Raw genomic sequence first — 12,056 nt, 5'->3', positions numbered from 1 at the left:
AGGGAGAACACCGCCCGCGCTAGAGATCGTTCGTCGTTGGTCCGGACGATCTCTAAACTCGTGCCGATCAGGGCTTGGGCAGGCCGGGGGGATTGGTCTTGGCCACCTCGATGCCTTCGGCTCCAAGGTTCCATTGCTCCAAGAGCTGGGCATAGAGGCCAGTCTCGATCAGGTCGTTGATGGCGGCGGTGAAGGGTTCGGCGAGGCCGGAATCCTTGACGGTGGTGATCCCGACTTCGGCCGGGAGTGGCCAGCCGGAGCTCACGGTGCCGACGAGCTTGGTCTCGCCGGTCTGGGCAGCGTGATAGGCCTGGGTGGAATTGGGATTGAAATTGGTATCGGCGCGGCCCGAGGCGAGCGCGAGGCCCGCAGCGGCGTCATCGTCGTAGTACTGGACTTCGACGGGGGCGAGGCCAGCCTCTTTGTTGAGTTCGTCCCACTGCAGGATGATCTTTTCCTGGATGGTACCCGAGCCGGTGATGACCTTTAGGCCCGCAATGTCCTTGGGCTCGGTGATCGCGGTGATCGGGCTATCGGCTTTGACGTAGAAACCGTGGAGACCGAGGCGATAGGTCGAAAAATCGAACTTTTCCTTGCGCTCTTCGGTGACGCCGACATTGGAAATGACCGCGTCATATTTGCCGGAGGCGAGGCCCAGCGGCCAATCGGCCCAGGCGACGGGGATGATCTCGACCGGAACGCCCAGGACTTCGCCGACGAGGCGGGCGATATCGGGGTCGAAGCCGACGACCGTGGTGGCGTCAGTTGCATAGGTGGCGATGGGCGGGGCCCAGGGGGCAACCGCGATGCTGATGGTGCCGTTCTTGGCCCATTGGTGATCAGCCGGGAGGAGAGCGGCGGCAGCGTCGTTCTTTTCGGCGTGTAGGCGATCGGTCGGGTTGGGATCAAGGCTCAGGCTTGTCTGGGCGAAGGTCGCCGGGGCGAAAATAGCGCTGAGGAGGAGGGCAGTGCCGGCTTTAAGCAGGTTTTTGCGGGAGAGGGTGGTCATGTCTGATCCATTCGTTTGGACGTGCGCCATCCTGCCGCTGACCGGCATGGAAAGAGGGAGGAGGGCGCGAGGTTTGGTTAGGGCTAGAGGACCTTGGCGAGGAACTCTGCGGTTCGGGAATGCGACGGGGCGCTGAAGAGGCGCTCGGGCGGCGCGACTTCGAGGATTTTGCCGCTCTCCATGAAGACGATGCGGTCGGCCACTTCACGGGCAAAGCCGATTTCGTGGGTGACGATCACCAGCGTCGTGCCGGACTTGGCGAGTTCCTTGATCACGTCGAGCACTTCGCCGACGAGTTCGGGATCGAGGGCGGAGGTGGGTTCGTCAAAGAGCAGAACTTTGGGGCGAAGCGCGAGGGCGCGGGCGATGGCGACGCGCTGCTGCTGGCCGCCGGAGAGATGGCGCGGATAGGCGTCGGCCTTGTCGGCGAGACCGACGCGGGCAAGGAGGTCGCGGGCCTGCGCAATGGCTTCCTCGCGCGGCAGGCCGGCGACGGAAACGGGCGCTTCGATGACGTTTTCGAGCGCGGTCAGGTGGGGGAAGAGATTGAAATTCTGGAACACCATGCCGACGCCGGCGCGGCGGCGGCGAATGGCGGGTTCCTTCAGTTCGTGGAGGGCATCGCCGCGGCGCTCGTAGCCGATCAGCTCGCTGTCGATGGCGACGATGCCAGTGTCGACGCGTTCTAGGTGATTGATGGTGCGGAGGAGCGTCGACTTGCCGGCGCCGGAGGGGCCGATGATGGCGACCACTTCGCCTGATGCCACGGTCAGATTGACGCTGTCGAGAACCTTTAGGCTGCCGAAGGATTTGTTGACGCCGTGGATTTCGACTTCGCCGCCGATGCGACCGGTTTCGAAGCCGGCGATTGGCTTTCGGTCGGCGATGGTGGAGACGGGCGTGGTGGTCTGCGCCTGGGGCACGTTGCGGCTGATCAGGCGGAAGAGCTTGTCGACCAGCGGGGGCAGGGCTTCGCGACGGGCGCCGCGCGAATAGTACTGCTCGATGAAATATTGGACCGTCGAAAGGACGACCATGATGATGAGGTACCAGACGGTCGCCACCATCAGCAGCGGAATGACTTCCAGATTGCGGCGGTAGATCACCTGCACGGTGTAGAACAGCTCGGGGAGGGCGAGCACGTAGACGATGGAGGTCGCCTTGGCGAGGCCGATGATCTCGTTGAAACCCGATGGCAGAATGGCACGCATGGCTTGGGGCAGGACGATGTGGACGGCCTGGCGCCAGCGGCTGAGGCCAAGGGCTGCTGCGGCTTCGTGCTGGCCCTGATCGACCGACAGAATGCCGCCGCGGATGATCTCGGAGGAGAAGGCGGCCTGGTTGAGGCTGAGGCCGATAATGGCGACGGTGAAGGGGCTCAGCGTCTGGACGGTGTCGAACTGGGCCCAGAGAATGTCGGTGAACGGAACGCCGAGATTGATGCTGGCATAGAGGTAGCCGAGATTGTTAAGCACCAGCAGCAGCACGATCAGCGGAATGGAGCGCAGCAGCCAGATATAGCCCCAGGAGAGGCCGGAGAGCAGCGGCGACTTCGAGACCCGCGCGAAGGCGAGGAGGCCGCCGAGGAGGAAGCCAATGACGGCGGAAATGCCGGTCAGGAGCAGCGTGCGGCCAAGGCCGGCAAGGACGGGCTCGGAGAAGAAATATTCGGCGAAGACCGCCCAGCCCCAGCGCTCATTGGTGAGAATGGAATGGAGCGATATGGCGATGACAAAGGCGGCAAGGAGACTGCCGGCGATGCGCCAGGGGTGTTTTGCGGGAACGATGCGCAGCTGATGCAGATCGCGCGTGGCCGGGCGTGCTGGGGCTTCCGAGCCGATATCCGTTACCGATGCCATTCCATCACCTATTGTCTATCGATTTAGTGGATATTAGTTTGAGCCTGTTGCCTGAAGAAGTGTCAGGCATTCTCACTTTGGATGGGCGCAGGAACTATTTGCCCTGCGCCAGCGCCACTTGCGCATCGCTATTCCGGGCGGCGAAAACGCCGGCTGAAGCGGTCAGCGCCTTCTCGAAAGCGAGGATCTGGATGTCTTCGGGATTGGCTTCGAGATCGAAGAGCGCGGAATAGCCGGTGGTGAGATAGAGGCCGCGGGCTTCGGGCTGGCGGAAGCCGGTGGTGAGATAGACGCGCTCATAGCCTTGGCGGATGGCTTGTTCTTCAAGCTCCACCAGAACGCGCTTGGCGAGACCTTGGCGACGGAAATCCTTGTCGGTCCAGACGCGCTTGAACTCGGCGGTGGTCTCGTCATAGCGCATGAAGGCGCCGCCAGCGATGGGGCGGTCGTTGCGCAGCAGCAGGAAGAAGGCGCCATCGGGCGCAGCAAAACGCTCGGGGGGGTAGCGGTTCATTTCCTGAACGGCGCCGCCTTCCTCGAAATAGTTGCCATAGCGGGTCTGGTACTCGTCGGTGAGCTGTTCGACGAGCGGCAGGGCGACGGGATCGGTGGGGAGAGTGTAGAAGAAGCGGTCGGTCATGGCGTGGCCTCAGCAAAGGTGTTGCCGGAAAGAAAGTCCTCGACGAGGTGCACCCAATAGCGGGCCGCGTCGGGGATGATGGCGTCGTTGAAATCGTAGCGGGGGCTATGGAGGTCGGCGCTGTCGCCATTGCCGAGGAAGAGATAGCTGCCCGGACGCTTTTCGAGCATGAAGGCGAAATCTTCGCTGGCGGTGATGGGGCGCAGGCTTGGGTCTATGCGGTCAGCACCGAAGTGGCGTTTTGCGACATCGCGGGCGAAATCGGTGTGCGCCGCGTCGTTGACGAGGACGGGGTAGCCGGTGGGGTAGCGGAGGTCTGCGGTGGCGCCGTAGGAGGCGACGTGGGCGTGGACCAGGGTGGTGATGCGTTCGCGGATGGATTGGCGCACGGTTTCGTCGAAGGAGCGGACGGTCAGTTGCAGTTCGACGCTGTCAGGTATGACATTGGGAAGGCTCCCGCCATGGATGGAGCCGACGGTGACGACCGCGGCCTGCAGCGGATCTACGTTTCGTGAGACAACGGTTTGCAGGGCGAGAACGAGACTGGCCGCGATGACGACGGGGTCGATGGAGAGATGCGGCTTGGCACCATGGCCGCCTTTGCCCTGGATACGGATCACGGCCATGTCGACCGAGGCCATGGCGGGGCCTTCGAGGAAGGCGAACTGGCCGGCAGGAATGCCGGGCCAGTTGTGAAGGCCGAAGACGGTGTCCACGGGAAAGCGCTCGAAGAGGCCGTCATTGATCATTGTACGGGCGCCGCCGCCGATTTCTTCGGCGGGCTGGAAGATCAGGCGGACGGTGCCGGAGAAATTGCGAGTCGCTGCCAGCTTTTGTGCGGTGGCGAGGAGGATGGTGGTGTGACCATCGTGGCCGCAGGCGTGCATCTTGCCGGGGTTGAGGCTGGCATAGTCGAGGCCCGTGACTTCCTCGATGGGAAGGGCGTCCATATCGGCGCGGATGCCGATGGCTTTTTCGCCGGGGCCGACCGTCAGGGAGCCGACAACGCCGGTGCCGCCGATGCCGGTTTCGACCTCAAAACCCCAATCGCTGAGATAGGTGGCGACGAGGGCGCTGGTCTCGTGCTCGGCATAGGCGAGTTCAGGGCGCGTATGGAGGAAGCGGCGGAGGGCTTTGAAATCCTCCGCCGCTTCAGGTTTGATGGGTGCCGCAAAACCCATCAGCCGGCGGCCTTTTCTTGCGGCAGCGCATAGCGGCTTTCGCGGAAGGGCAGGCCGAGGTGATCGCGCAGCGTCGAGCCGATCTGCTCGCGGCTGTGGCGACCCCGCTTTTCGAGAATGGGCAGGACGTGCTCATCAAAGTCCTTCCAGCCCTGGGCGGAAACGGGGAAGCCGAGCACGAACCCATCGGCGGCGCCGGCATCGACCCATTCGATGATCTTGTCGGCGATCTGTTCGGGCGTGCCCTGGAAATCGCTGCGCGGCGTTGTCTGTTCCAGCGCGACTTCGCGCAGGGTCTGGCCGCGCTCCTTGGCGCGCGACTTGATACGGTCGGTGCCGGACTGGAAATTGTTGCGGCCGATATCGCCCAGTTCGGGGAAGGGCGCGTCGAGATCGTATTGGCTGAAATCGTGGTGATCGAAGAAGCGGCCGAGATAGTTCAGCGCTTCCTTGACGTTCACGAGGCCCGCGATCTCCTGGTATTTGCGCTCGACCTCTTCTTCGGTCGAGCCGACGATGACGCCGATGCCGGGCAGCACCTTGATTGCATCGGCGCCGCGGCCATGGGCGACGGCGCTTTGCTTGAGCTTTTGGGTGAGGGTGCGGTTTTCCTCGATATTGGTGGAATTGGCGAAGACCGCATCAGCGTGGCGGCCGGCGAGTTCGATGCCAGCCGGGGAGCCTCCGGCCTGGAACAGCACGGTCTGACCCTGGGGCGAGCGCTGGATATTGAGCGGGCCTTCGGTGGAGTGGAATTTGCCTTTGTAGTTGAGGCGATGCAGCTTTTCGAAATCGGCGAATTGGCCGGTGGCGCGGTCGCGGGTGAAGGCATCGTCGTCCCAGGAATCCCATAGGCCCTTGACGATATCGATGTGCTCGGCGGCAATTTCGTAGCGCAGGGCATGGTCGGGGTGCTGGGCGCGGCCGTAGTTGCGGGCGGAGCCTTCGAGCGGCGAGGTTACGGCATTCCAGCCGGCGCGGCCATTGCTCAGGAGATCAATGGAGCCGAACTGGCGGGCGACGGTGAAGGGGTCGCTGTATGACGTCGAGAGCGTGCCGACGAGGCCGATCTTGCTGGTGGTGGCGGCCAAGGCCGAAAGCAGGGCGATCGGTTCGAAGCGGTTGAGGAAATGCGGGATGGACTGCTCGTTGATGTAGAGGCCATCGGCGACGAAGGCGAAGGCAATGCCTGCGGCTTCGGCCTTGAGGGTCTGGTCGAGCAGGAACTGGAAATTGACCGATGCGTCGGCGGGGCCGCTGGGGTGCTTCCAGGCGTTCATGTGTCCGCCGGGGCCGTGCAGCATCAGGCCGAAGGGAATGCGGTTCTGAGTCATTTGGATCTCCAGGGATCAGGCGGAAAGGGCGGTGGGAGTGGTCTGGCGGGCCGTTGCGCGCGCTGACGCGACGGACTGCGTCCGCGCTGAGGCGATCAGTTCGATGGCGTCGAGGCGGCTGTCGCCGGGATTGGCGAGATCGAGGATGAATTCCTCGATACCGTATTGGCGGGCGAGGGCGTCGGTAGCGGCGATGATGTCGTGGCCGGTGCCGGCGAGGACATTGGCCTTGCGCTTTTCGACCGCGTAATCGGTGACGCCGGCTTGCCGGGCATATTCGGCGGCCTGTGCTTCGCTGCCCACGGTGACGCTCTGGCCGCCGGGAATGGTGACGCGGTAGGGCGTGAAGGCCTCGGCGGTTTCGCGGGCCTTGTCGCCATCGGCGGAAACGATTGCCGCCAGCGCAACGATGGGCGTGCGGTGGGCGAGATCGCGATAGGTGGAGATGGCCGAGGCGAGGGCGACGTCGTCGCCATTGAGGTGCCGGGCGAAGACGAAATGCCAGCCGAGTTCAGCGGCAAGGGTGGCGCTTTCGACCGATGCGCCGAGGAGGAATTTTTCGCTTTCCGCCGATGTGGCGGGTGTCGCCGCCAAGCCTTCGGTGCGGGTATCCCTGCCAACGCCGAGATAGGCGTCGAGTTCGCGAAGCTGCTCTGCGAAGTCGGGCCGGTTCTCTGTGCTGCGACCGGCTTGCAGGGCGCGGGTGGAGAGGGGGAGACCGCCGGGAGCCTTGCCGATACCGACATCGATGCGGCCCGGTGCAAGGTTTTCGAGGAGGTTGAAGTTTTCTGCGACCTTGTAGGGGCTGTAGTGCTGCAGCATGACGCCGCCGGAGCCGACGCGGATGGTTTTGGTGGCAGATGCCAGTGCGGCGATGAGAATTTCGGGGGAGGAACTGGCGAGGTCGGGGGTGTTGTGGTGTTCCGCCACCCAGAAGCGCTCGTAGCCAAGAGCCTCGGCGCGCTGCGCGAAAGCGATGGTGCGGCGCAGGGCGGCAGTGGCGGATTCGCCTTTTGCGATCGGGCTCTTGTCGAGCAGGCTGAGGCGATAGGACATGAATGGCTCCTCGCGGAAAACAGAGCCACATGTTAAGTCTACAAAATTGATAGATAAATGGCATGTTGGTCGATCAAGCCCATAATGGCAAGGCTTTTTCCCTCGGCAGAGGGGCGGCGCTGGCTGGATTCTGTTGCCGGGAGGCGGCGAGAAAGAATGTGCTTCTTTCGGCAAATGTGCGAGCAAATCGGCAGCGAGATGGCGCTGAGTCTCCAAAAGACCTGCGGCCAGAAGGAGATGGAATGAAAGTATCGATCGTGGGCGCCGGTATTGGTGGGCTTTCGCTGGCCTGGGCGCTGCGGCGGCGTGGTGTGGACGTGACGGTTTTCGATCAGGGGCCGATTCCCAACCCCGTCTCGTCCTCCTTCGATGAACATCGCATTACGCGGCACACCTATGCGGGGCTCGATGGCTATGGCGCGCTGATGGTGCCGACCTTTGCGCTTTACGAGCAGCTTTGGCGCGATCTGGGGCGCAGTCACTATCTGCCGACGGGCGCGGTCTATGTGTCGCGGACGGACGAGGACTATTACGGGCCGACGGCGCGGGAGTTAGACGGGCTGGGGATTGGTCATCGCTCGGTTTCCCTTGGCGAACTTGAGGCGCGGCTGCCTTTCGTCAATCTGGACGGCGTGCACTCTGCCTTTGAGGCGGAAGGGGCGGGGATGCTGTTTGCCCGGCGGATCGTCGAGGATCTGGCGCGATGGCTGGGTGAGAATGGTGCTGATCTGCGGCCCAACGGCCGGGTGACTTCGGTTGATGCCGAGGCGGGGACGGTCACGGTTGATGGACATGTGCATGGCGCTGATGTGATTGTCGTCGCGGCGGGGGCATGGATCGGTGATCTGTTGCCGGCCCATGCGCAGGTGGCGGTGCCGTCACGACAATTGGTGCTCTATCTTGAGCCGCCGGCCCAATACGCGGCCGCCTGGGCAGCATCTCCGGTGGTGGTCGATATGGCGGCGGATTATGGCGCTTACGTCTTGCCGCCGCGGGAGGGGACGCGGCTCAAGATTGGCGACCATGTGTTTACCCGGCGAGGGCATGGCAGCGATGATCGTATTGCCAGCGAGGCTGATGTGAAGTCGGTTCTGGCGGCGCTGAACCGGGCGTTTCGCGATGCGGCGGACTACAAAATTCTTGAGCGCAAGGTTTGCTACTACACGGTGACGGACGACGAGCGGTTTATCGTCGAGCTGATCGGGGGGGCTGGCTGGGTGGTCAGCGCCTGTTCGGGGCATGGGTTCAAGCTGGGCGTGCAGGTGGGCGATACGCTGGCGCGGGCGCTGGTGGGAGAAATCTCCGGTGTGGCAGCGACGCGCTATCTTGCGGGGCTTGGTTCGCTCTGAGACTGTGGCGGCGTGTCGTTGCCCTGTCACATTATGGGGCTATCGGACCGACCTTTCTCATTCGAACGTGCTGAAACGACCATGCAAGCCCTCGACTCGACCGTCCTGACCAATGCCCGCATCGTGCTGGCCGACCAAGTGCTTGAAGGCGCAGTGGAAATTTCCGGTGGTGTCATTACCGATATCGGTACGACTTCTAAGCGCGGCACGGATCTCAATGGCGACTACCTGATTCCGGGGCTGGTCGAGCTGCACACCGATCACCTGGAAACGCACTATGCGCCGCGGCCGAAGGTGCGGTGGCACCCTGTTGCCTCTGTGCAGGCGCATGATGCGCAGATTGCGGCTTCGGGGATTACCACCGTGTTCGACGCTATCCGCGTTGGCATCGACGAGCATGCCGATATGGGCATGGACGAGCTGCGGATTTTGGCCGACGCGATCACGGCTGGCGTCAATGCCGGGCGGCTGCGGGCCGACCATCTGATTCACCTGCGCTGCGAGGTTTCGGCGCCGGATTGTCTCGACAGCTTTGAGAAGATCATGGACCACCCGCTGGTGCGGTTGGCTTCGCTGATGGACCATGCGCCGGGGCAGCGGCAGTTTGCGAGCCCCGATGCCTATAAGGTCTATTATCAGGGCAAGCTCAAGATGAGCGATGCTGCGCTGGCCGAGTTCATCGCCAGAAGGTCTTTTGAATCAGATACTTATTCGGACAAACACCGCAAGGCGCTGGCTGCGTTGAGTGCCGAGCGCGGAATCGCGCTGGCGAGCCATGACGATGCGACTGCGGCGCATGTGGATGAAGCCGTCGAGCTTGGCATTCGCATTGCCGAATTCCCGACGACGCTGGAGGCAGCCAAGGCGTCGCGCGATGCGGGCATGGCGATCCTGATGGGCGGACCCAATGTGGTGCGCGGCGGGTCGCATTCGGGCAATGTTTCGGCGCGCGATCTGGCGGCGGCGGGGCTGCTCGATATTCTGTCGTCTGACTACATTCCTTTCTCGATGCTGCAATCGGCATTCTGCCTTGTCGACGAGGTGCCGGGGATAAGTTTGCCGGAGGCGATCAGCTTTGTGACGAAGCGCCCGGCCGAGGCGGCGTGCCTTGATGATCGCGGCGAGATCGCCGTGGGCAAGCGGGCTGACCTTGTGCACCTGCGGATCGAAGAGGGCATTCCGATCGTCCAGACCGTGTGGCGCGAGGGGCGGCGGGTGATATGACCGGCACTTTCGTCGCCGTGGTCGGCTCCAGCGGGGCCGGCAAGGACAGTGTCATGGCTTATGCGCGCGAGCGGTTGGCCGGCGATGTCGTCATCGTGCGGCGCGTGGTGACGCGGGATGCCGATGGCGGTAGCGAAGACCACGATACGATGACGCTGGACCAGTTTGTGGCGGCGGAGACGGAAGGGCGTTTTGCCCTGAGCTGGCCGGCGCATGGCCTGCGCTATGGGCTGCCGGTGGAACTGGAAGATGATCTGCAAGAGGGGCGGGTGGTGATTGCCAACCTGTCCCGTGCGGTCATTCCGCAGCTGGTGACGCGCTATCCGACGGCGGTGGTGGTCGAGGTGACGGCGGACCCACAGGTGATCGCGACGCGGTTGGCGGGGCGCGGCCGGGAAGATGCCGAGGAAATCCGGCGGCGGATGGATCGCAGCGTTGGCGTCAGGCTGCCGGCGAGCACGGTGCGGATTGATAATTCGGGTGCGCTCGATTTGGCGGGCGAGCAGTTTGTGTCGCTGCTGCGAGACCTTTTGCGTTTGCCGGCAAATATTTAAACCACGAGTTCCATGCGTTCGGCCGGGAAACGGGTGAGGGCGTAGGACAGCGCTTCGCCGTCGGGATCGACGTCGACTGCTTCCGAGACCAGCACGATTGCGCCGGGGGCGAGGCTTAAGGAGCGGATTTCTTCGACGTCGGCGTGGCGCGCGGAGATGCGGGTCGAGGCGCGGGAATAGTCTGCAATATCATAGCTTTGGAAGACCATTGTGGTCGACTGCATCTCCTTGATCCGCGCGGCGAAATCGGGGAAGCGGCGATAGGGTAGCCAGGTGGTGGAGCGCGAGATCGGCACGCCATCGGCGACCGACATGCTTTCGGTGCGAACGACCTTGGCGCCGGGTTTTAGGCCCAGAGCTTCCGCGACCCGAGCGGTGGCGTTTTCGATTTTGTCTGAGATGCTGACTGAGATCAGGGAGCCGGCCTGGCCCTTGAGACCTTCGCGGAAACGTGTGCGCTTGCCGATGGGGTAACTCAGGCGGCGGATGGAGCGCACGAAGGTGCCGCGGCCTTGTTCGGCGAGGACAACGCCTTCTTCGGCAAGGACCGCCAGGGCCCGACGCACCGTGTGACGATTGGCGGAAAAGCGTTCTGCCAGAAGGGCTTCCGTCGGTAGGCGATCGCCATTGGCGAGCTTGCCGCCGACGATGTCGAGGCGGATGGCGTCGGCGATCTGGCGCCAGAGCGCGACGCCACCTGCGGCTGAATGCGATTTTGTCATTGCACTTTCACACGGGAAGCGTAGAGCGGAACTAGTTGATTTAGTTGTCTAGTTTATTAGACAAATCGAGGCAAGCATGACGACAGAGATTTCTGCCGAGCAACGCGCGAGAAAGCGGGCGCTGGATGTTCTGGCATCGGCACCGTCCAAGGCGCTGGCCGAGCGCTGGGCCGTTTTTGGCGAACAACCAGCGCATCAGCGTATTCGCGGACCTGAGACCGGATTGGTCATGGTGCGCGGTCGGGCCGGTGGCGGCGGGGCGCCGTTCAATCTGGGCGAGGCGACGGTGAGCCGGGCCAGTGTGCGGATTGTAACCGGGGAAGTGGGACACGGGTATTGTTTGGGTCGTGACCTCGACAAGGCCGAGGCGATCGCCGTGATCGATGCGCTGCGCCAGCGTGAAGCCGGCCGGATCGATGCGGAAATTATTGCGCCGCTGGAAGCACTTGGCGCCGAGCGCGACGACGTGCGGGCCGAGGAAACGGCTGCGACGCGGGTCGATTTCTTCACCATGGTGAGAGGGGACAACTGATGCTTTCCCATGATTTTGGCGCTGGTTTTGCCGATCCGGTTGTCGATGCGCAGGCGGCTTTTCGGGCTGTTCTGGATGCGCTGGCGAACCCTGGAACACAGCAAAAGCTGGCTGGTTCGAGTGACGGTTCGGGTGCCCTTGGGCGTGAATTGGCTAGCACACTGCTAACGTTGAGCGACCACGACACGACGATCTGGTTGTCGCCGGCGCTCGATGTGGACGCGGTGAAGGGTTTTGTCGGTTTTCATACCGGCGCGACGATCGTCGATGATCCGGCCAAGGCGAATTTTGCGTTCGTGGCACTCGGCGATGCGATGCCGGAATTGGCGCGCTGCAATCTTGGAAGCCAAGAATATCCCGATCGCTCGACGACGATCATTGCGGAAGTGCCTGACCTGAGTGGCGGCGCAACGCTGGTGCTGCGTGGGCCTGGGATTCGCGAGACGCAGGAGATCAGTCCGGTGGGGTTGCCGGGGGATTTCGTCGCGCAGTGGAGCGACAACCGTCAGCTGTTTCCGCGGGGCGTCGACCTGCTGCTGGTGGCGGGGGGCCAGGTGATGGGTCTGCCGCGTTCGAGCCGGATTGTGGAGGCTTAG

Annotated in this window: 12 protein-coding genes; 5 read left to right on the top strand and 7 right to left on the bottom strand. The window is 63.2% G+C overall.

What is annotated here, in order from left to right:
- Positions 1-67: 67 nt before the first annotated feature.
- The 6 genes from NVV77_RS16045 to NVV77_RS16020 form a co-directional block, all read right to left on the bottom strand.
- The gene (locus NVV77_RS16045) at positions 68-1,009 is read right to left on the bottom strand and encodes an ABC transporter substrate-binding protein (RefSeq protein ID WP_295414977.1); all 942 of its coding nucleotides are present in this window, start codon (positions 1,007-1,009) and stop codon (positions 68-70) included.
- A gap of 83 nt (positions 1,010-1,092) precedes the next feature.
- Positions 1,093-2,868: an amino acid ABC transporter permease/ATP-binding protein gene (locus NVV77_RS16040; protein WP_295414976.1), complete on the bottom strand. Its 1,776-nt coding sequence runs from the start codon at positions 2,866-2,868 to the stop codon at positions 1,093-1,095.
- A gap of 94 nt (positions 2,869-2,962) precedes the next feature.
- Positions 2,963-3,508, bottom strand: coding sequence for a GNAT family N-acetyltransferase (locus tag NVV77_RS16035; RefSeq protein WP_295414975.1), 546 nt, complete (start codon positions 3,506-3,508; stop codon positions 2,963-2,965).
- Positions 3,505-4,689 carry a M20 aminoacylase family protein gene (locus NVV77_RS16030; RefSeq protein WP_295414974.1) on the bottom strand — a complete coding sequence of 395 codons (1,185 nt, stop codon included), beginning with the start codon at positions 4,687-4,689 and terminating at the stop codon, positions 3,505-3,507. Before NVV77_RS16030 ends, NVV77_RS16035 begins: the two co-directional genes overlap by 4 nt.
- A complete protein-coding gene (locus NVV77_RS16025) occupies positions 4,689-6,023 on the bottom strand; it encodes an LLM class flavin-dependent oxidoreductase (RefSeq protein WP_295414973.1) in 1,335 nt (444 codons plus the stop codon). Before NVV77_RS16025 ends, NVV77_RS16030 begins: the two co-directional genes overlap by 1 nt.
- Before the next feature lie 15 nt (positions 6,024-6,038).
- The gene (locus NVV77_RS16020) at positions 6,039-7,079 is read right to left on the bottom strand and encodes an MsnO8 family LLM class oxidoreductase (RefSeq protein WP_295414972.1); all 1,041 of its coding nucleotides are present in this window, start codon (positions 7,077-7,079) and stop codon (positions 6,039-6,041) included.
- 242 nt (positions 7,080-7,321) lie between these two features.
- Here NVV77_RS16020 and NVV77_RS16015 point away from each other — a divergent pair, with 242 nt between their 5' ends.
- The 3 genes from NVV77_RS16015 (at position 7,322) to phnN (ending at position 10,206) form a co-directional block, all read left to right on the top strand.
- Entirely contained in the window at positions 7,322-8,428 is a 1,107-nt protein-coding gene (locus NVV77_RS16015; protein ID WP_295414971.1) for an FAD-binding oxidoreductase, read from the top strand.
- Between the two features lie 81 nt (positions 8,429-8,509).
- Positions 8,510-9,652 carry an alpha-D-ribose 1-methylphosphonate 5-triphosphate diphosphatase gene (locus NVV77_RS16010; protein ID WP_295414970.1) on the top strand — a complete coding sequence of 381 codons (1,143 nt, stop codon included), beginning with the start codon at positions 8,510-8,512 and terminating at the stop codon, positions 9,650-9,652.
- Positions 9,649-10,206 carry a phosphonate metabolism protein/1,5-bisphosphokinase (PRPP-forming) PhnN gene (gene phnN, locus NVV77_RS16005; protein WP_295414969.1) on the top strand — a complete coding sequence of 186 codons (558 nt, stop codon included), beginning with the start codon at positions 9,649-9,651 and terminating at the stop codon, positions 10,204-10,206. The genes NVV77_RS16010 and phnN overlap by 4 nt, the downstream gene beginning before the upstream one ends.
- Here the strand turns inward: phnN and phnF are convergent.
- The gene (gene phnF, locus NVV77_RS16000) at positions 10,203-10,928 is read right to left on the bottom strand and encodes a phosphonate metabolism transcriptional regulator PhnF (RefSeq protein WP_295414968.1); all 726 of its coding nucleotides are present in this window, start codon (positions 10,926-10,928) and stop codon (positions 10,203-10,205) included. The two genes, phnN and phnF, sit on opposite strands and share 4 nt — an antisense overlap.
- Before the next feature lie 76 nt (positions 10,929-11,004).
- Here phnF and phnG point away from each other — a divergent pair, with 76 nt between their 5' ends.
- Together phnG and phnH are read left to right on the top strand one after the other, a co-directional pair.
- A complete protein-coding gene (phnG, locus tag NVV77_RS15995) occupies positions 11,005-11,460 on the top strand; it encodes a phosphonate C-P lyase system protein PhnG (protein ID WP_295414967.1) in 456 nt (151 codons plus the stop codon).
- A complete protein-coding gene (phnH, locus tag NVV77_RS15990) occupies positions 11,460-12,056 on the top strand; it encodes a phosphonate C-P lyase system protein PhnH (protein WP_295414966.1) in 597 nt (198 codons plus the stop codon). Before phnG ends, phnH begins: the two co-directional genes overlap by 1 nt.

This window comes from Devosia sp., from assembly GCF_024707125.1.
GTDB lineage: Bacteria > Pseudomonadota > Alphaproteobacteria > Rhizobiales > Devosiaceae > Devosia.
This window is presented reverse-complemented; position numbering and strand designations above follow the sequence as displayed.

Excerpts from the sequence above, each read along its gene's own strand:
- NVV77_RS16010 (WP_295414970.1), top strand. The coding sequence starts at position 8,510 with ATGCAAGCCCTCGACTCGACCGTCCTGACCAATGCCCGCATCGTGCTG.
- NVV77_RS16025 (WP_295414973.1), bottom strand. The coding sequence starts at position 6,023 with ATGACTCAGAACCGCATTCCCTTCGGCCTGATGCTGCACGGCCCCGGC.
- NVV77_RS16035 (WP_295414975.1), bottom strand. The coding sequence starts at position 3,508 with ATGACCGACCGCTTCTTCTACACTCTCCCCACCGATCCCGTCGCCCTG.
- NVV77_RS16015 (WP_295414971.1), top strand. The coding sequence starts at position 7,322 with ATGAAAGTATCGATCGTGGGCGCCGGTATTGGTGGGCTTTCGCTGGCC.
- NVV77_RS16045 (WP_295414977.1), bottom strand. The coding sequence starts at position 1,009 with ATGACCACCCTCTCCCGCAAAAACCTGCTTAAAGCCGGCACTGCCCTC.
- phnN (WP_295414969.1), top strand. The coding sequence starts at position 9,649 with ATGACCGGCACTTTCGTCGCCGTGGTCGGCTCCAGCGGGGCCGGCAAG.
- phnH (WP_295414966.1), top strand. The coding sequence starts at position 11,460 with ATGCTTTCCCATGATTTTGGCGCTGGTTTTGCCGATCCGGTTGTCGAT.
- phnF (WP_295414968.1), bottom strand. The coding sequence starts at position 10,928 with ATGACAAAATCGCATTCAGCCGCAGGTGGCGTCGCGCTCTGGCGCCAG.
- NVV77_RS16030 (WP_295414974.1), bottom strand. The coding sequence starts at position 4,689 with ATGGGTTTTGCGGCACCCATCAAACCTGAAGCGGCGGAGGATTTCAAA.
- NVV77_RS16020 (WP_295414972.1), bottom strand. The coding sequence starts at position 7,079 with ATGTCCTATCGCCTCAGCCTGCTCGACAAGAGCCCGATCGCAAAAGGC.
- phnG (WP_295414967.1), top strand. The coding sequence starts at position 11,005 with ATGACGACAGAGATTTCTGCCGAGCAACGCGCGAGAAAGCGGGCGCTG.
- NVV77_RS16040 (WP_295414976.1), bottom strand. The coding sequence starts at position 2,868 with ATGGCATCGGTAACGGATATCGGCTCGGAAGCCCCAGCACGCCCGGCC.